This window comes from Rhodococcus sp. FW305-130 (assembly GCF_058788335.1).
In genome coordinates, this window is sequence record NZ_JBYTAP010000002.1 from 403,725 (window position 1) to 420,612 (window position 16,888).

16 protein-coding genes and 1 tRNA gene are annotated in these 16,888 nt (G+C 62.4%); 15 read left to right on the forward strand and 2 right to left on the reverse strand.

Annotated elements, in window-relative coordinates; genetic code table 11:
• Window positions 1-57 precede the first annotated feature (57 nt).
• Window positions 58-873, reverse strand: coding sequence for a GNAT family N-acetyltransferase (locus AC3WQS_RS08020; protein ID WP_220463453.1), 816 nt, complete (start codon window positions 871-873; stop codon window positions 58-60).
• A 53-nt stretch (window positions 874-926) separates the two neighbouring features.
• Between AC3WQS_RS08020 and AC3WQS_RS08025 the strand changes: the two genes are divergently transcribed.
• The 14 genes from AC3WQS_RS08025 to AC3WQS_RS08090 all read left to right on the forward strand — a co-directional run bounded on the left by AC3WQS_RS08025 (window position 927) and on the right by AC3WQS_RS08090 (window position 13,501).
• Window positions 927-1,559 carry an alpha/beta hydrolase gene (locus AC3WQS_RS08025; RefSeq protein WP_041814884.1) on the forward strand — a complete coding sequence of 211 codons (633 nt, stop codon included), beginning with the start codon at window positions 927-929 and terminating at the stop codon, window positions 1,557-1,559.
• Complete coding sequence (locus tag AC3WQS_RS08030) at window positions 1,556-2,836, forward strand: NAD(P)/FAD-dependent oxidoreductase (RefSeq protein ID WP_492712699.1); 1,281 nt, start codon at window positions 1,556-1,558, stop codon at window positions 2,834-2,836. Before AC3WQS_RS08025 ends, AC3WQS_RS08030 begins: the two co-directional genes overlap by 4 nt.
• Window positions 2,827-3,570, forward strand: coding sequence for a DUF1365 domain-containing protein (locus AC3WQS_RS08035; protein WP_019747860.1), 744 nt, complete (start codon window positions 2,827-2,829; stop codon window positions 3,568-3,570). Before AC3WQS_RS08030 ends, AC3WQS_RS08035 begins: the two co-directional genes overlap by 10 nt.
• Window positions 3,567-4,856, forward strand: a complete 1,290-nt coding sequence (locus AC3WQS_RS08040; protein WP_019747861.1) for an SAM-dependent methyltransferase — start codon at window positions 3,567-3,569, stop codon at window positions 4,854-4,856. Before AC3WQS_RS08035 ends, AC3WQS_RS08040 begins: the two co-directional genes overlap by 4 nt.
• Window positions 4,853-6,169, forward strand: a complete 1,317-nt coding sequence (locus AC3WQS_RS08045; RefSeq protein WP_492712700.1) for a class I SAM-dependent methyltransferase — start codon at window positions 4,853-4,855, stop codon at window positions 6,167-6,169. The genes AC3WQS_RS08040 and AC3WQS_RS08045 overlap by 4 nt, the downstream gene beginning before the upstream one ends.
• Window positions 6,166-6,969: a DUF1295 domain-containing protein gene (locus tag AC3WQS_RS08050; RefSeq protein WP_099697432.1), complete on the forward strand. Its 804-nt coding sequence runs from the start codon at window positions 6,166-6,168 to the stop codon at window positions 6,967-6,969. Before AC3WQS_RS08045 ends, AC3WQS_RS08050 begins: the two co-directional genes overlap by 4 nt.
• Window positions 6,970-6,992: 23 nt before the next feature.
• Complete coding sequence (locus AC3WQS_RS08055; RefSeq protein ID WP_019747864.1) at window positions 6,993-7,370, forward strand: fluoride efflux transporter FluC; 378 nt, start codon at window positions 6,993-6,995, stop codon at window positions 7,368-7,370.
• Window positions 7,367-7,711: a fluoride efflux transporter CrcB gene (crcB, locus tag AC3WQS_RS08060; RefSeq protein WP_060938641.1), complete on the forward strand. Its 345-nt coding sequence runs from the start codon at window positions 7,367-7,369 to the stop codon at window positions 7,709-7,711. Before AC3WQS_RS08055 ends, crcB begins: the two co-directional genes overlap by 4 nt.
• A gap of 97 nt (window positions 7,712-7,808) precedes the next feature.
• On the forward strand, window positions 7,809-9,446 hold the full coding sequence (pgm, locus tag AC3WQS_RS08065; RefSeq protein WP_151531903.1) for a phosphoglucomutase (alpha-D-glucose-1,6-bisphosphate-dependent): 1,638 nt from the start codon (window positions 7,809-7,811) through the stop codon (window positions 9,444-9,446).
• Window positions 9,447-9,488: 42 nt separating this feature from the next.
• Window positions 9,489-10,742 carry an MFS transporter gene (locus AC3WQS_RS08070; RefSeq protein ID WP_084326404.1) on the forward strand — a complete coding sequence of 418 codons (1,254 nt, stop codon included), beginning with the start codon at window positions 9,489-9,491 and terminating at the stop codon, window positions 10,740-10,742.
• Between the two features lie 25 nt (window positions 10,743-10,767).
• The gene (locus tag AC3WQS_RS08075; RefSeq protein ID WP_019747868.1) at window positions 10,768-11,256 is read left to right on the forward strand and encodes a MauE/DoxX family redox-associated membrane protein; all 489 of its coding nucleotides are present in this window, start codon (window positions 10,768-10,770) and stop codon (window positions 11,254-11,256) included.
• Between the two features lie 42 nt (window positions 11,257-11,298).
• A complete protein-coding gene (locus AC3WQS_RS08080) occupies window positions 11,299-12,042 on the forward strand; it encodes a DsbA family protein (protein WP_007731305.1) in 744 nt (247 codons plus the stop codon).
• Between the two features lie 145 nt (window positions 12,043-12,187).
• Window positions 12,188-12,260, forward strand: a tRNA-Ala gene (locus AC3WQS_RS08085).
• A gap of 125 nt (window positions 12,261-12,385) precedes the next feature.
• On the forward strand, window positions 12,386-13,501 hold the full coding sequence (locus AC3WQS_RS08090) for an NAD(P)/FAD-dependent oxidoreductase (RefSeq protein ID WP_492712701.1): 1,116 nt from the start codon (window positions 12,386-12,388) through the stop codon (window positions 13,499-13,501).
• An 11-nt stretch (window positions 13,502-13,512) separates the two neighbouring features.
• Here AC3WQS_RS08090 and AC3WQS_RS08095 read toward each other — a convergent pair whose 3' ends face one another.
• Window positions 13,513-16,047 carry an AMP-binding protein gene (locus tag AC3WQS_RS08095; protein ID WP_492712702.1) on the reverse strand — a complete coding sequence of 845 codons (2,535 nt, stop codon included), beginning with the start codon at window positions 16,045-16,047 and terminating at the stop codon, window positions 13,513-13,515.
• A gap of 178 nt (window positions 16,048-16,225) precedes the next feature.
• On the opposite strand from AC3WQS_RS08095, the gene AC3WQS_RS08100 reads away from it, so the two are divergent.
• Window positions 16,226-16,828: a lipocalin family protein gene (locus tag AC3WQS_RS08100; RefSeq protein ID WP_019747872.1), complete on the forward strand. Its 603-nt coding sequence runs from the start codon at window positions 16,226-16,228 to the stop codon at window positions 16,826-16,828.
• Window positions 16,829-16,888 lie beyond the last annotated feature (60 nt).

A 16,888-nucleotide genomic window follows, 5' to 3' on the forward strand; every position in this document is an offset into this window, starting at 1 on the left:
AGATGTGGGTGCCGACACCTTCACGGATACGGGGTGAAAGCGTCCCCGCGGGGACGTCTAACTGCTTCCGATCGAGTACTCGGCGTAGGTGCCGACATCCTTGAAGCCGAGGTTTCGATAGAGCTGTGCGCCGTCGCTGGACGCCTGAAGTACTGCTGTTCGGGCACCTCGCTCGCGGGCGATGTCGAGTGCGGCAAGGGTGACCGCCGAGCCGAATCCGCGTCGGCGAGCCGTTTCGAGTGTGACGACGCCATACAGGCCGGCGACGCCGGCGGCAAAGTGGACCTCGGCTCCGGCGACAGGCTGGGAGTTCGCGTACCCCACGACAAACGAACTCCGCGAACGCTCATCGAGGGCGGCATCAGCGGTGTCTTCGAAGAATCCAATTACTGCGGCTGAGGGCGGCGACCAGTTGGCGGCCATCACGGCGGCATAGTCGGCGAGCTGGGTACGAGTAGTCACCCGATGAACGGAGAGTTCTGGGACAGGCGTCGGATGAGGGACGACGTCAAGGTCCGCCGTCATCGCTCGTTCTTCCTCGGAGCGCACGCAGCCGAGGGCGGACAGGCGAGCCCCGAGGTCAGAGGGATTATCGCGGGGTCCGGTCCACCAGGAGAACGGATGTCCGGTTGCCCGAATCGAGGCGAGGATGTCGATCAGTCGCCGATCTTCGGGCCCGTCGGCAGGTACGGCGAAGCGAGCACCAGCGATGATGTTGAAAGTGTCGTCGGCGAGGCCGCTGTCTGCGACGACAACGTCCGCAGTGACCGTGACCGATGCAGTCGGCAAGTGTTCATGCAGGTGGCAGGCATGGGAAACCAAGTTGGCGTCCATGGCGTCGAGGACGTCACCGACGAGTGCTTCACGATTCACAAAAGAAATTCTACGAACCCCATCCAAATGGTTTTCGGCTCCGAATGCCATGCATGACGCCCAACCGACGGCAACAGCAGGACGGTGACCAGCACCTGGTGGTGCTCGTGCTGCCTGGAGGAAAGGTCTCGAGCCATCGCCCGGCTCGCGCCTGGCATCTGTCCAACCTTCGGATGCGCCCGTTCACCGCTCAGCTTCGCCGCTCCGGTGTGAGAGCGGTGCAGGCTCGCTATCGGGTGCGTGGTTGGAACGGTGCCGAGCGCAGTCCGGTCGCCGACGCGCGAGCCGCACTCGACGCGATAACGAAACGTAATGCACAAGCTCGGGTGATTTTGCTGGGCCACTCGATGGGCGGACGGGTCGCCGCCGAACTGTGTGGCGATCCGGCGGTGGTCGGTGTGGTTGCGCTGGCGCCGTGGTGGCCCGATGGAACGTCGGTGAATCTGCGTTCGGACACACCACTGGTTGTGCTCCACGGCACGGCCGACTCGTGGACCGACCCGGCAGCGTCTCGTCGGAAAGTTGACGAACTGCAGAAGTCGGGTAACAGCGCTGAATGGATCGGCATCGACGGCGCAGGCCACTTCATGCTCCGTCGGGCGGCGACCTGGCATCGCCTCGTCGCGGATGCAATCGCACGAATGAGTCGCGGGGTAGCCGCAACAAAGATGGGAGAACGACGATGAGTTCCGACAAGCGCAAGGTGGCCGTCGTCGGTAGTGGTGTCGCAGGTCTGACAGCGGCGTGGGTGCTCAGTAAGGACAGTGACGTCACCCTCTACGAAGCGGATTCACGGCTCGGCGGGCACGCGGACACCCATTCGGTCACCGACCCGGAAGGGCGAAGCCTCGCCATCGACACGGGGTTCATCGTTCACAACGATCGCACCTATCCGACATTGTTGCGATTGTTCGCAGAACTCGATGTGCCTACGCAGGAATCCGACATGAGTATGTCGGTCAGGTGTGGGGGTTGCGGTCTCGAGTACTCGGGGGGCCAAGGGTTGCGCGGCGTTCTCCCGACGCCGGGGCTCCTTGTCAACGGCAGCTTTCTGTCCATGTTGATGGAGGTCAAGCGCTTCCATCGCCGTGCCCGCGCCCTGCTCGACAACACGGATCCGTCGGCACCCGACCAGACACTGGGAGTGTTTCTGCGCAGCGGCCGGTTCTCCGACTACTTCACCGCTCACTTCATGACTCCGCTCGTGTCGGCAGTCTGGTCGTGTGATCCCGGCTCGGCGCTGAAATATCCCGCGCGGTACCTGTTCGCGTTCCTCGATCACCACGGAATGCTGAGCGTCACTGGATCGCCGACCTGGCGAACAGTCACCGGTGGATCGGGCGAATACGTTCGTCTCGTCGCCAAAAGCATCGGGGATATCCGCTTGAACACGCCGGTTCGCGCCGTCCACCGGTTCGACGATCGCGTCGACATTCGTGACGGCGACGACCAGATCCAGACCTTCGACGCAGTTGTGGTCGCAACGCATCCGCAGCAAGCACTGAAGATTTTGGCGGATCCGACGCCTGCCGAATCCCAGGTCCTCGGCGCAATGCCGTACTCCGTCAACCACACCCAACTTCACACGGACGAAAATGTGCTGCCCGGCAACACCAATGCGCGCGCGTCGTGGAACTACTACATCCCTGAATGCAACGCGAAGCCAGATCACGTTCTGGTCAGCTACGACATGACGAGGTTGCAGCGGCTGCCGGAGACCGGTCGGCGCTACCTGGTGACGTTGGGGGGAGACGAAATGGTGTCCCCGGACTCGGTGATCGATCAGATGACCTACGAGCATCCGCAGTACACACCCACCTCCGTCGCCGCTCAAGCGCGGCTTCCCGAGTTGGACTCGGACGTGCTCGCGTTTGCCGGTGCGTACCACGGATGGGGCTTCCACGAGGACGGTGCACTGTCTGGCCTGCGTGCCGCCGAACGCGTCGGAGGTCGGTGGCCGTGACTGCACCCATCACGCCGTCCATCGTTCATACGAGCATCCGGCACGTACGAACGGAGCCGTTGCACAACGAGTTCGAGTACCGAAGCTACAGCTGGCTCGTCGACGTCGACGATCTGCCCGAGCTCCCGAAGGCTTTGCGACCCTTGGCGAAGTTCGACGCCGGAGATCACCTCGGCGACCCCACCCGATCGATTCGTGCCAACGTCGAGTCTTTTCTGGCAACTAACGGATTGGAGTTCGCCGGCGGCCGCATCCTCATGCTTGCGAACGCACGTGTTCTCGGGCATGTGTTCAACCCACTGAGTGTGTTCTGGTGTCTGAACGACGACGGCAGTCAGCGGTGCGTCGTTGCCGAGGTTCACAACACCTACGGCGAGCGGCATTGCTACCTGCTCGAAACCGACGAACGCGGCGGGGCTCGCACGTCCAAAGAGTTCTACGTGTCTCCATTCAACGATCTGGACGGCGAGTACCGGATGCGATTGCCGCTACCCGACACCGCGCTCGCGCTCTCGATAGTTCTGGCCCGTGGCGGCAAGGCGCCATTCGTAGCCACGGTGTCCGGTCGTTGTGTGCCGGCGACGACGCGCGAGATCGTCCGCAGTGCGCTCTCCATCCCGCTGGCTCCGCTGCGAGTCGCCGCGCAGATCAGATTTCAAGGAATCCGGCTGTGGGCCAGGCGCTTACCCATCGTTCCCCGACCGCAACATCACCCGCAGGAGGCAGTGCAATGACCACGACCACTCTCGGCACCGAACCTTCCGCTCACACGATCGAATCCGAGCGGTGGCCGGGCGTTGCCACGGTGCCCAGCGGTTTCAAAGTGAGGGTTGCGTCGCCGGTTGCCCGCGCCCTGTTCCACAAGGCGGTCGCGCGCTTGCCGCTGCGCGTTCAGATGCCCAACGGTGAGTTCTCCGGTGGAGGTAGTCCGGATTCGCCGTTGATGGTCATCCACCGTCCAGACGACTTCGCTGCTCGTGTGGGCGACAGTGGGTTGATCGGATTCGGCGAGTCGTACATGGCGGGCGATTGGGAAGCCTCCGACCTCACCGCGGTCCTGGAAGTCTTCGCCTCCCGGGTGGCGACGCTGATTCCCGACTTCCTGCAGCGGCTACGAGGCCTCTACATTCCGAAGCAGCCTCGCAGTGAGCGGAATTCGACGCAGAACACGCGCTCGAACATCTCCCGGCACTACGACCTCTCGAACGAGATGTTCGAACTGTTCCTCGACGACACCATGACGTATTCCAGTGCTCTCTTCGAGGATCTGTCGGTGGGAGCTACCCCGTCGTGGGACGCGTTCGCAGCGGCTCAGCATCGGAAGATCGATCGCCTGCTGGACGGTGCGGGTGTCGGTCCCGGTTCGCGAGTGCTCGAAATCGGCACAGGCTGGGGAGAATTGGCGATTCGAGCAGCCGAGCGCGGAGCAACGGTGCGCTCAGTGACCCTGTCGGTCGAACAGCAGGAATTGGCGGCGAAGCGGATAAGCGCTGCGGGACTGGCCGATCGCGTTCAGGTCGACCTTCTCGACTATCGGCAAGTACAGGGGGAGTACGACGCCGTCGTGTCGGTCGAGATGATCGAGGCTGTCGGCCACCAGTACTGGGGAAGCTACTTCCAGACGATCGACGCCCTGCTGGCGCCGGGTGGGCGCGCGGCGATCCAAGCCATCACGATGCCGCACGATCGGATGCTCGCGACCCGCAACACCTACACCTGGGTGCACAAGTACATCTTCCCCGGCGGATTTCTCCCGTCGGTGCGGGCGATAGAGGACGTCACCGAACGCATGACAACCCTTCGGGTGCGTGAGCGGATGTCGATGGGCGATCACTACGCGCAGACGTTGCGGCTGTGGGACGAGCGTTTCAGTGCTCGCACCGACGAAGCGTCCGCGCTCGGGTTCGACGCAGTGTTCGCGCGCATGTGGCATTTCTATCTCTGCTACTCCGAGGCGGGGTTTCGCTCGGGGTATCTCGACGTCCAGCAAATTGTTCTCGATCGGAGGAACCAGCGATGACCGCCACGATGGATCGAACGGCACAAGGTACCGGCGTTGCGGGTCGTCTCTCGGACATCCTCAGTCCACTTGTCGGCGGCGAACTTCCGGTGAGATTGACTGCTTGGGACGGCAGCACAGCAGGTCCGGAAGATGCTCCGAAAGTGACGCTCTACAGCCCGAATGTGCTGCGACGCTTGCTCTGGAATCCCGGCGAGTTGGGAGCGGCGCAGGCATATGTTCTCGGTGAACTCGAGGTCGAAGGCGATCTCGGTGATGCGCTCACACACGTGTGGAAGGTCTCTGCCGAGCGGGGGCTCGGGTCGATCACCCCGACCCCGTCTCTCGTCCTGGCCGCGGTCAAGGCTGCGCGATCCTTCGGTGCTTTCGGGAGACCTTTGGCTCCACCGTCGTCGCAGGCTCAGGTGAAGGGCCGCTTGCACAGTCTCGCGCGCGACCGCGAGGCGATCGGGCACCACTACGATTTGTCGAACGATTTCTACCAATTGATCCTCGATGAGAACATGGCGTACTCCTCGGGCTATTGGACTTCCGATGCACCGGACTACACGCTCGAAGACTCACAGACAGACAAGCTGGACCTGGTGTGCCGCAAGGTCGGTCTCGATCGAGCGCGAGGCTTGCGGTTTCTCGATGTCGGCTGTGGTTGGGGCTCGCTCAGCCTGCATGCAGCGCGGGAGTACGGCGCCAGGGTTGTCGGAATCACGATCTCGGCGGAGCAGAAGGCTTTTGTCGACGCGAAGGTCCGCGCGCTCGGTTTGGAAGACTGGGTCGAGATTCGCCTCCAAGATTATCGAGAGATTCCAGACGGTCCCTTCGATGCGGTCGCGTCCATCGAGATGGGTGAGCACGTCGGTGAGGACAACTATCCGACCTACGTGAAAGCGCTCCACGACAATGTTATTGCCGGTGGCCGTGTGCTGATTCAGCAGATGTCCCGCACTGGCCCGCACCCCGGGGGAGGTCCGTTCATCGAGTCGTTCATCGCGCCGGACATGTACATGCGGCCCGTCGGTCGCACTGTTGCGATGATCGAGGAAGGTGGACTCGAAGTGCGGGACGTCCACGCCCTGCGTGAGCACTACGTGAGGACCGTCGACGCGTGGATCGAGACCTTCGAATCGAACTGGGATCGCGTCGTGGATCTCGTGGGTGTCGAAGTCGCCCGGGTGTGGCGTCTCTACCTCGTCGGCGGAGGAATGGCATTTCGGGACGGCAGGATGGGCGTCGATCAGATTCTGTCGGTCCGGCCGCACGGTGATGGTCGATCGGATATGGAATCGGTCCGGCCGCAGTGGGTGTCGCGGCGATGAACGGATTCGACTGGGGCGCATTCGGAGTGGTCACGCTCACGAGCCTGTTGGCGATCGCCGTCGGAATGGCAGTGACAGCCACCATCGGTGTACGGATCGGGCGGCACAATGTTGTCGACGTGTCGTGGGGCGCCGGCTTCGTTCTGATCGCGCTCGTGTCCGCGGTAGTTGGAACCGGCGACATCTGGCGCCGGTTGCTGATGCTTGCGCTGGTGGCGATCTGGGGTCTGCGGTTGGCGACGCACATGGCGATCAGATCCCGCGGCAAGGGTGAAGACCCGCGGTACGAAGAAATGCTCGGACGAGCGACGGGTAATCGAACGCTGTATGCGATCCGCAAGATTTATCTCACGCAGGGGATTTCGTTGTGGTTCGTCTCCCTGCCGATCCAGGTCGCAGCAGTATCGAACGGTAGCTTCGGGCTTCTTGTTGTGCTCGGAATCGTGCTGTGGATTGTCGGCGTCACGTTCGAGACGGTCGGCGACCGGCAGATGGAGGAATTCAAATCCGATCCGGGTAGCCGTGGCCACATCATGGATCAAGGCTTGTGGGCGTGGACGCGGCATCCCAACTATTTCGGCGACGCATGCGTCTGGTGGGGGATCTTCCTCGTCTCGGCGTCCGTGTGGCCGGGAGTGTTGACTGTCCTCTCGCCGATCGCCATGACGTACTTCCTGGTCTTCGCCACCGGTGCGCGGTTGCTCGAGCGACATATGGAACAGCGTCCGGGTTATCGCGAGTATCAGCAGCGGACAAGTTACTTCATTCCGCGCCCGCCGAAAGCCCGATCCGGGACGTAGGCTCTTTCGGGTGAGGCGAGAGCATGGGTGATCTGAAGCTGCCGGGTGCGGTGGGAGCGGTCGCCGTCGGCGGAGCATTGGGGGCACTGAGTCGATACGGGCTGGGGGAGCTCTTTCCCCACATCTGGACGACACTGGTCATCAACGTCGTCGGCTCGTTCGTTCTCGGTGTTCTCGCGGCCCTCCTCGTCCACAACAAGGTTGGGTACCTCTTTCTCGGCACCGGGTTCTGTGGCGGCTTCACCACTTTCTCGTCCTTCGCGGTTCACGCCGTGACGGAGAGTCCGTGGCGATCGATTCTCTATGTTCTCGGGACGCTGATTCCCGCGATCCTCGCCGCTGCACTGGGCAAAGGGCTCGGTGAACGCTGGATCCGCGCGCGGGACGGAGCGTCGGCATGACAGTTCTCCTGGTGGCACTCGGCGGCGGCGCTGGTGCGAGCGGCCGGTACCTGTTGGCGCGGTATGTACCCGCGTACAAGGGATTCCCGGCTGCGACGTTCGCCGCCAACGTGATCGGCTGCTTCCTCCTTGGATTGTTCACCGGGGCAGCTCTTTCCACCGACATGGCTGCACTTCTGGCGACCGGATTCTGCGGTGGCTTGTCCACCTACTCGACCTTTGCGAACGAGAATGTCGGGATGGTCGAGAGGCGCCAGACGGCCCTCTCGCTGATCTACATCATCGTCAGTTTGATCGTCGGACTGTCCGCTGCGTGGTTGGGAATCCAGATCACCGATTGACCGATCCGGCGTCGAGCGTGCACGCCACGCGGCCAGGGTAGACAATTGTCCACAGTCGCGTCGACACAGTGGTCGACCACCGGGCCGAGGGGGATTCGTGGCGCACGAACGAGCAGGACAAGTGGCTCTGCCAGAGGATCTGATCGACGTTCCTCATCTGGTCACCGCGTATTACACGCGCACCCCGGATCCCGAGAACCCGATGCAGCAGGTACTTTTCGGCACTTCAGGACATCGCGGTTCCAGTCTCGACGCGGCGTTCAACGAAGCTCACATCCTGGCGACAACCCAGGCGATTGTCGAGTACCGCGCTTCGCAGGGCATCGACGGACCACTGTTCATCGGCCGCGACACACATGCGCTCTCGGAGCCTGCCTGGCTGTCGGCCTTGGAGGTTCTGGTCGCCAACGACGTCGTCGTCCTCGTCGATTCACGCGATGCCTACACGCCCACCCCGGCGGTCAGCCACGCGATCTTGCGGTACAACTCGACGGGACCGGAGGCAAAGGCCGACGGCATCGTCGTGACGCCTTCACACAATCCGCCGCGTGACGGCGGCTTCAAATACAACCCGCCACACGGCGGACCCGCGGATACGGATGCGACGTCGGTTATCGCCGATCGAGCGAACGAGCTACTGCGCAAGGGGCTTTCCGGGGTACGGCGTGTCACGGCGGCGCAGGCGCTGGACCGCGTCGAACGCTACGACTTCCTCCGGTACTACGTCGAAGACCTCCCCTCTGTCCTCAACCTCGATGCAATCCGCGATGCCGGAATCAGGATCGGTGCAGATCCCCTCGGCGGGGCAAGCGTCGACTACTGGGGCGCGATTGCCGAAACTCATCGACTCGACCTCGAAGTGGTGAATCCGCTCGTCGATCCGACCTGGCGATTCATGACGCTCGACACTGACGGCAAGATCCGCATGGACTGCTCGTCGCCCGACGCGATGGCGTCGCTGATCGGAATTCGGGATCGCTACGACATCGCGACCGGAAACGATGCAGACTCCGACCGCCATGGCATCGTCACACCCGACGGCGGTTTGATGAACCCGAATCACTATCTCGCCGTTGCCATCGAGTATCTCTTCGCGAACCGGCCAGGGTGGCGCGCAGACACCAAGGTGGGCAAGACACTCGTGAGTTCCTCGATGATCGACCGCGTGGTTAGCAGTGTGGGCCGCGAATTGCTCGAGGTTCCAGTCGGTTTCAAGTGGTTCGTTCCCGGTCTGCTCGACGGGTCGGTGGGATTCGGCGGCGAGGAAAGCGCCGGTGCATCCTTCCTCCGCCACGACGGTTCCGTCTGGACGACGGACAAGGACGGCATCATCCTTGCGTTGCTCGCGTCGGAAATCATCGCGGTGACGGGAAAGTCTCCGTCAGCGCATTACGACGCGTTGGCCGAGAAGTTCGGGAGCCCGGCGTACGCGCGGATCGATGCGCCCGCGACACGCGCACAGAAGGCAGTCTTGGCGAAACTGTCTCCCGATCAGGTGAGTGCGACCGAACTGGCGGGTGAACCGATCACGGCGACACTGACCGCGGCGCCCGGAAACGGCGCGGCGATCGGTGGTCTCAAGGTGACGACAGAGAACGCGTGGTTTGCAGCGAGGCCGTCCGGCACGGAGGACGTGTACAAGATTTATGCCGAGTCGATGAAGGGCGCCGATCATCTGGCTCAGGTTCAGGCAGCGGCCAAGGACTTGGTGTCCGGCGTCTTGAAGGCGAACTAGCTCGCGGACCGCTCGTGTCGCCCGGCTAGAATTCCGGGCGACATGAAAACTCGTGCAGCCAAGCTGCCACAGGAAATTTGGGTACTGGTCGCCGCCAGCTTCGTCATCGCCCTCGGGTTCGGGTTGGTCGCTCCGGCTCTACCGCAGTTCGCGCGCAGCTTCGACGTATCGGTCACCGCCGCCACGATCGTGATCTCGTCTTTCGCATTCATGCGATTGGTGTTCGCGCCGATGAGCGGCACTTTGGTACAGAAACTCGGTGAGCGTCCGGTCTACATCGTCGGCCTTTTGATCGTCGCGGTCTCGACCGGTGCGTGCGCTTTCGCCGGGGAGTACTGGCAGCTTCTGCTGTTCCGGTCGTTGGGCGGTATCGGGTCGACGATGTTCACGGTGTCGGCTCTCGGGCTGATCATTCGCATGTCACCGCCGGACAGTCGCGGCCGCGTCTCGGGGCTGTACGCGACAAGCTTTCTCATGGGATCGATCGGCGGCCCGCTGGTCGGCGGTGCGCTGTTGCAGTTCGGTCTGCGGATGCCGTTCATCATCTACGCAGTTGCGCTGGTGATCGCCGCGCTCGTTGTCTTCGTGAGCCTGCGTGGATCTCACCTGGCGTCACCGGACAAGGCTGTCGATGTGAAGTCGATGACTCTCACAGAAGGGCTCCAGTCGCCGGTGTACCGGGCAGCGCTCGGATCGAACCTCGCCTTCGGCGGGGTGATCTTCGGAGTTCGCGTTGCCATGGTCCCTCTGTTCGTCGTGGAGTTCCTCGACCGAGACCCGTCGATAGCGGCCTACGCTCTCACGATCTTTGCCGTCGGAAACGCGTTGGTGTTGATCGTGTCCGGACGACTCTCGGACCGCTTCGGACGCAAGCCCTTTGTCGTGAGCGGTCTGCTCATCTGCGGTCTGGGAACCATCGCAATGGGATTCACCGACAACCTTGTGGTGTTCTTCGCCATCGCCGCAGTGACCGGTGTCGGCTCCGGGCTCATGAGTCCGGCCCAGCAGGCCGCGGTTGCCGATGTTGTCGGATCGACGGCCCGAGGCGGACCCGTTCTGGCGGTATTCCAGATGATGTCCGACATCGGTGGGGTAGTGGCGCCGATTTGTGCCGGACTGATCGCCCAGCATGTGTCGTACTCGGCGGCCTTCGCGGTGATGGGAGCCGTAGTAGTCGTGTCGGCGACGGGTTGGTTGTTCGTTCCGTCGCGAACGAAGCCCGTCGAATCCGTCGTCGAAGATCTGACTGATGTGACGGTGCTAACGGATACTCCTGCGCGGACAAACCTGGACTGACCGGGCATTCTGTACTCTCGATCGGGTGGCAATTCGCATCGTGAGTCTTGTGGCCCGATTGGGTTTGGCGGCCGTTTGGCTGATTTCCGGGGGACTCAAGTTCTTTGATCCCGTGCAGACGAAGATCGCGGTGCGCGCCTATCAACTGTTGCCCGAGTCGCTGGTAGGTCCGGTGGCGACGGCTCTTCCCCTGGTCGAAATAGTGCTGGGCCTGCTGATCCTCGTCGGGCTGGCGGTGCGAGTATCCGCTGCGGTCTCGGTGGTCATCCTCACGGTTCTCATTGCGGTGATCATTTCGGTGTGGGCCAGGGGATTGTCCATCGACTGCGGATGTTTCGGCGGCGGAGGTGCAGCCGACGTCGGCGCTTGGGACTATTTGAAGGAGATTCTCCGGGACCTCGGCTTCTTGGCACTTGCCGTCTGGCTGCTCGTGTTCCCGCGTTCGCCGCTCGCATTGGGGCCCGGATCACGCGCGGCGTTCTCAGTGGATACTCAGTCTTCAGTGGCAAGGTAAGCAATCGGTAAATCGTTTCGACGCACGAAGGACTGCATCAGCGTGAGCACCAAGAGCAGCAAGAACAAATACTCGCCGGAACCGGTCTCGAGCCGCTCCACCTACATCATCGGTGGCCTCGCGGTGCTCGTGATCGCGGCCCTCGTCATCGGCGGTGTCTTGTGGACGAACAGCAAGAACAAGCCCCAGAACGACGGCTACGGCTCCGTGCAGAGTTCCGAAGTTGCCGTCACGGTGCAGGACAACGGAGTGGTGCTGCTCGGCAAGCCCTCCGCCGCGACGACCATTGATCTCTTCGAGGATCCGCTGTGCCCGGCCTGCGCTGCTCTCGAGCACCTCAGTGGCCAGGCTCTCGCGGCCGCCGTCGACAACGGTGACGTCGCCGTGCGGTACCACATGCTGAACTTCCTCAACCGGGCGTCGGGCAGCGGTGACTACTCCACACGGGCCGGCGCCGCTCTGCTCTGCGTCGCTCAGGGTGGTGACGCGATCGCGTACTCCGCATTCCACAACAAGCTTTTCGCGACCGACACGCAGCCTGCCGAGGGCGGCAGCAGCGATCACACCAACGACGACCTCGCCCAGATCGCTCGTGATGCGGGCGCATCCGAGGACGTGGCAACCTGCATCTCTTCCGGTACCAACGTCGAAGCAGCCGCGGCCAATGCTGCAGCCGCCAGCCAGGCGCTCAAGGATGTCGGGTCGAACGGGACGCCCACGGTAGTGGCGAACGGCAAGATCGTTGACACGGGCAGTAGCGACTGGGTTTCCAAGCTCTCCTCCTGAGTTGAAGCGGCCGCTCGGACGAGGAGCGGCCGCTTCGCTCTGACCAGGCGATTTGTTGCCCAGGAGTCAAGTGGTGTAACTTTCTTCCAGCAAGCGGAAAGCAGAAAAGCCGCTGCGAGTTCGACTGTTAGAGTGAATTGAATACGGGGCTATGGCGCAGCTGGTAGCGCACCACACTGGCAGTGTGGGGGTCAGGGGTTCGAGTCCCCTTAGCTCCACCCGAACAAATGCTCTGCACCAATCGGTGCAGAGCATTTGTTGTTTCGTGCGCAATACTGTCCGCGGTGAGGCTTGATCATCCCGTGCATTCTCGGCATGGGGACCGTCGGCGGAACGGAGAACCATGAGTGCACACGTGGCGATAATCGGGGCAGGATATGCGGGCGTCATGGCAGCGAAGCGACTGCTGCGAACTCGGTCGGACATCACGGTGAGCGTCGTGAATCCGCGCCCACACTTCGTGCAAAGAATCAGGCTCCATCAGATGATCGCGGCTGGCTACGACGCGACGGTCTCGTTCGACAGGGCGCTACCGCGTGCGGCACACCGAGTCTTCGGAGAGGTGACGACGATCGAGGCGGCGCTCGGCAGGCTCACCCTCGACGACGGCAGCGTGCTCGACTACGACTACTTGGTCTACGCAGTCGGAAGTAGGCAGTTGCCCAGCACGATCGCCGGGGCGGACGAGCACGGGTTCGGCGTCGCCGAATTCGAGGACGCGGTCCGCCTCTCGTCCAGGCTGGCGACTCTCGACGAGAAGGCTGCGGTCTGCGTTGTCGGCGGCGGTCTCACCGGGATCGAGACTGCCGCAGAATTGGCTGAGCAGCGAAGCAGCCGAATCACTTTGGTGACCGGAGGAATCTTGGCCCCGGATCTGTCAGAGCGTGCTCGATCGGCAATTCTCAGAACATTGACCGACCTTGGGGTTGATATTGTCACCGAATCCCGGGTGACTCGGATCGACGGTTCGTCCTGCGAGCTAGCGGGAGGTGTACGGGTGGAGACCGATTGCACGATTCTCGCGACCGAATTCGGGGTCCCCGATCTGGCGCGCCGAAGTAGCCTTCCCGTCGACGAACTCGGTCGTCTGAAGGTCGACGATGGACTGGAATGCTCGTCCCACCCCAACATCTTTGGTGCGGGTGATGCGGTCGCAGTCGGTGATCTCTCACTGAGGATGAGTTGTCAGGCCGCGATCCCCTTGGGAGTCCATGCGGCCGAAACGATCCTGCATCGACTCGAAGGTTCCGCGCCGCGCCCGGTGACTCCGAAGTTCGCAGGTCGGTGCATCAGTCTCGGGAGGCGGCGAGGTGTGTTCCAGCGGACCACTCGTGTCGACGAGTCAACGGGAGTGGTCATTGCGGGCAGGGCGGGTGGATTCGTCAAGGAAAGGGTCTGTTCGTCGACGACCGAATGGGCTGTCACTCCGCGCCGCTCTCTCTTCTACAGCTGGACGTGAGCCGTAGTTGGTCACGCTCGATCGCAGATTCGGTCGATGATCGCCGCAGTCTTGCGGACGTACGGTTGACGGACGACGTCTTCGTGACACGCGTCGACGTCGTCGAATTCGAGGGAGCCCGTGGCGATGAGTGACCAGATCTCACGTCCACGGTTGTTGGTGGCTCCACGGATCACCGTGACAGGCGCGGCGCACGTTCGCATCCGATGCTTCCGGAGCGCCTGGCCGCCGATGTAGAGGAACACCGTCCACTGGGTGGCCGGTGGGTATTGCAGAATGCCGGCGAAGAGCGTGCGGATCCACATCGCCGCGACGGTGCGCCTGGTCGGCTTCCACCGGGTATTGGTGGATGGTTGTGGTGCGAGGTCGACGATCGACGGATCCAAACTGATGCCCGCTCGACCGGCCAGTCGTGTGGCAGTCTCCGTGGAGATTCTGGTGTCGAGAACGGTGACGTGCTCGACAGTGTCACCGGACTCGGACAGCTGTGACGCCATCTCCAGCGCCACGTAGCCGCCGTACGAGTAACCGGCGAGGAGGTATGGCCCGGTGGGCTGAATCTTCTTGATTTCGAATATGAAACGGCGGGCGCTTGCTTTCACCGACCGGTCGGGTAGTCCGCGAGATTCGAAGCCATGTGGCTGAAGTGCGTAAACCGGCCGATCGGTGTGAAGCGCTTTCGACAAGGTGGACAGCGTCGTCGATGGGCACCCCGCTCCGTTCATGATGAACAGCGGTCGCCCGGACCCTTCGAGCTTCAGCGGAACCATCGTGTTGTGACAGACACGATCATCGGGATCGATTCTGCACCGATCCACCAGCGCTGCAAGGTCTTTGACGGTGCTGGCGGCCGCGAACTCCGCCGCCGTGATCCGGATCCGGAACATGTCGTGAATCTTTGCCACCACTTCGGTTGAAGCAAGCGAATCGCCACCGAGTTCGAAGAAGTCGTCATCACGGTCGATGGAGTCGATACCGAGAATCGACTCCCAGATCGAGGACAACCACAATTCGGCGGGCCCGGCGAGAGTCGGTGGAGTGGACCGCACCGCGACAGTCGGCAGCGTCGGGCGATCGACCTTTCCTCTTTCGTTGCGCGGCAACGCTGGCATCAGAACAAAATGTCGGGGGAGCATCCAGGCCGGTAGAAATTTGGCTAATTCGCGGCGCATTTCGGCGCCCGACCGTGCCATCACGGCTTTGGTCAGGACCACGTAGGCGACAATCTCCGGTCGATCGTTCTCGAGGACAACAGCCACGAAAACATCGGCGACGCCGGGAATTCGACGAATATGCGCCTCGACTTCCATCGGCTCTACCAAATAGCCCCGAATCTTGACGGCGTCGTCGACGCGTCCCCGCAGTTGTAGTTCGCCGCGTTCGTCGATACGGCCCCGGTCACCGGTCCGGTAGATGCTCACTCCGTCGCCGAGGCGCGTGAATCGTGCCGCAGTGCGATCCGGGTCACCGTGGTATCCATCGGCAAGATCGCTCGAGACAACCTGTATCTCGCCGATCTCTCCGTCGGGGAGAGGCACGCCGTTCACATCGACGATCTGTACGTCCTTGCCGTCGCGAGCACGTCCGGCCGGAACCACTCCGACGGGTAGTTCGGAATGTGGTGGGAACGCGTTGTACGCGACGACACCGGTCTCGGTGGTGGCCAGCCAGTTGACGTAAGTGACGCGAGCGAAGCCGTGACTGCGATGGCGCGCGTAATCCTCGCCGTGCACTGCTTCCCCGTACGTCACGACGACCCGCAGCGATCCGAGCGAATTATCCGGTGCTTCATCGGATTCGAGGCTTGACCACGCGCGCAGGAATGACGGCGCGCAGTGCGCGGTCGTGATCGAATTCTCGATCAGCCAGTCGTCGATTCCCGAAACTCCGTCTACGCGTGGATCCCAGCAGAAGACCGTGACGCCGTTCATCAGTCCCATGATCAGGGCCGTGATTCCGGCTCCGAAACTGACGGGCAACAGGTTTCCGATGTGATCGTCGGGGCGCAGGTCGATTGCTGCGGCAAGTTCGTCGGCTTTGTTCAGGCACATGGAGTGGCTCAACACGACTCCCTTGGGCGCTCCACTGGTCCCTGATGTGAACGCGATCATGGCAGGGTCGGAACTCGATGGTTCCAGCGCGTTGTCGAAACGGAAGCCGGTTGCGGCCGATTCGTCGAGGATCGACTGCAGCGCGACGGCGCCCGAGGCGCTCATGATGTGCGCTCGCCGGGCCTCGGGGAGTTGTGGGTCGATCATGACCAAAGGTCGACCGGAAATCAGAGTAGCGAGGATGGCGGGCACCGACTCGGCGGTTGGTTCGAGATCGACCGCAACCGGGCGAGCCCCGTGTGACCCACGTAGGCGAAGTTCGCGGACCAATGCATCGGTCCGGAGTTCGAGTTCGGCGAAAGTGATCCGGTCGCGCGGAGTCACGACGGCAACGGTGTCGTGCTGCATCGAGGTGACTCGGCGCCACCTCGACTCGATCGTCTCGTCGATGACTGCATAGCGAGTGCGCTCGAGACCTAAGTCGACAACCTTCATCACAGTAGCTCCGTCCGACTTTCAGCTATCTTTGAGCAAAGACTACATAAGGTTTGTGAATTAGGTCCAGAACAAACCGAAAGTAGTTTTACATACGTCCCCATCCTCCAGTCCGTCAGCTCCGAATACCTTGAGGAACCAATGCCGATCGAGCGTTGTACAGACGAGGAGCAATGACATGAAGTGGTCGGGGCGAAGTGCGATTGCGATTGCGGGAGTGTGCGCCGCAACGACGCTGTTTTCGGGAACCGCGCAGGCGAGCCCACTCTGGGAACCTCTGCAGCCGGTGGCGAACCTGGACGCCGCGCGCTACGTAGGGGAATGGAACCAGGTGGCGGCGATTCCTCAGCCCTTCAACCTCGCGTGCGCGAAGGACACCCGGGCGAGTTACGGGATCGTCGATTCGTCGAACGTGAGTGTGAAGAACACCTGTACGACGTGGACCGGCCAAGCCAACGAGATCGTCGGGAATGCCCGAGTTACCGATCCAGCAACGGGTGCCCAGTTGCATGTGAGCTTCCCCGGGGTGCCCTCGCAGGAGAGCTTGGACGGTCCGCCCAACTACATCGTCACGTATATCGCCGACGACTATTCGTGGGCACTGGTGGGCGATCCACTCAGGCTTTCCGGGTTCGTGCTCTCACGGTCCCCGATTGTCGACGCGGCAGGCTGGAGTGAGATCCGTCGGGTCGCCGAATCCCGTGGATACAACGCGTGCACGATCTTGACGTCACCGACCACCGAGGGCACGTCGGACATCCGTCCGCTCTGCACGGTGTGAGTCTGCTGTCAGCGTGAACCTTCCGGAGCCACACTCCACTACGATCACTGATCGGTACGT